The sequence below is a fragment of the Corynebacterium phoceense genome, assembly GCF_900092335.1.
Taxonomy (GTDB): Bacteria; Actinomycetota; Actinomycetes; order Mycobacteriales; family Mycobacteriaceae; genus Corynebacterium; species Corynebacterium phoceense.
The window spans coordinates 1-1453 of the sequence record NZ_LT596220.1 but is presented as its reverse complement, the minus strand read 5'-3'; the positions used below and the strand labels follow the sequence as shown (position 1 = coordinate 1453).

Below are 1453 nucleotides of genomic sequence, written 5' to 3'. Positions count from 1 at the left end.
GCCACAGGCTCAGGCGGCTCGCGCGACCGCGCACCGCCGTCGCCGCGAGCGCCACGAGCACGAGCCCCACCGGAATAAACAGCGCGATATTGCCAAAGGTATTGGTGTACTTGCCGTACCAAATGGTGGTCCCAGCGACCCACTCGTGGAAGAGGTCGAGATTCACCGACCGCACCCGGTGGGCCGAGGCGTTGATAATGCCGGGGATCTCGATGAAGGGCTTGCCCACCGTCGCCACTGCGGTCACAGCGAGCACGAGCAGACTTACCGGGCGCGCGTCGCGGCGCACCGTGAGGTGGTCGCTCACGGAACGGTGTCGCACGGGGGCCGGGCTCTTCGTCGCTGTCACTGTCATAAAGGACAACCTAAACCTCCCGCCTGTCAGCTCTCCGGGGTACGAGCTGAATGTCACCTGCCCATCCCTGCCAATTCCCCACGAGCCGCACGCCACAGACGCGTAGGCTTGTGCCCATGAGCACTCTCAAAGTCACCCGCACCGATTCCGGAGTTTCCCACGAGTTCCTTGACAGGCCCCTGCTCGGCGAGGGCGACATGCTCGTGGATGTCGCCTATTCCTCCCTCAACTACAAGGACGCCATGGCTCTCGACGGCAATAAGGGCGTGATGCGCGTCGACCCGCTTGTGCCGGGCATCGACGTCATCGGCACCGTGGCCGAGTCCTCTGACGCGCGACTGCCGGAAGGTACCCTCGTCGCCGCCTTCGGCGATGGCCTGGGCGAGTTCCGCCACGGCGGCTACACCACCCAGCAGAAGGTCAAGGCCGCGGCCACCGTCCCGGTCCCCTCGCGCTTCTCGGCTTCCGATGCCGCCGCTATCGGCACCGCCGGTTACACCGCCGCCCTCTGCGTCAACGCCCTGCTCCGTCACGGGCTCACCGAGGGCCACGTCCTCGTCACCGGTGCGACCGGCGGCGTGGGCTCCATCGCGGTGCAGCTGCTCAAGTCGCTCGGCTTCGAGGTCACCGCACTCACCGGCCGCGTCGACGCAGAATCCGAGTACCTGCACACGCTGGGCGCTGACCACATCCTCGACCGCGCAGAAATTTCCGTGCCCGGCCGCCCGCTGCAGAAAGCCCGCTTTGACGGTGCCGTCGATACCGCCGGTTCCGCCGTGCTCGCCAACGTTCTGGCCCAGATCACCTGGGGCGGCGTCGTCGCCGCGACCGGTATGGCCGCAGGCCCCGACCTGCCCGCCTCCGTCCTGCCTTTCATTCTCCGCGACGTCACGCTCGCCGGCGTGAACTCCGTCGACGCGCCGCTGCCCCGCCGCGAGGAGGCCTGGAAGCTGCTCGACGAACACCTAGACCTCGAGCTGCTGCGCTCCATCACGACGACCGTCGCGCTCGCCGATGTCGCGGAAACCGCCAAGGAGATCCTCGCGGGCAACCACCACGGCCGCACGGTGGTTACCATCGCCGAGTAACCGCGACCTG

1 protein-coding gene and 1 pseudogene are annotated in these 1453 nt (G+C 67.5%); one reads left to right on the top strand and one right to left on the bottom strand.

The genetic code is table 11. The features are described 5' to 3' along the window. Positions 1-322 (bottom strand): annotated as a pseudogene (locus BN9444_RS13360) (VanZ family protein); the annotation flags it as partial. Positions 323-471: 149 nt separating this feature from the next. Here BN9444_RS13360 and BN9444_RS13355 point away from each other — a divergent pair. After that, positions 472-1443: an MDR family oxidoreductase gene (locus BN9444_RS13355; protein ID WP_066511291.1), complete on the top strand. Its 972-nt coding sequence runs from the start codon at positions 472-474 to the stop codon at positions 1441-1443. Positions 1444-1453: the final 10 nt, after the last annotated feature.

What these genes read in the sequence shown, in the direction of transcription:
- BN9444_RS13355 (WP_066511291.1), top strand. Translation starts at nt 472, where the DNA reads ATGAGCACTCTCAAAGTCACCCGCACCGATTCCGGAGTTTCCCACGAG.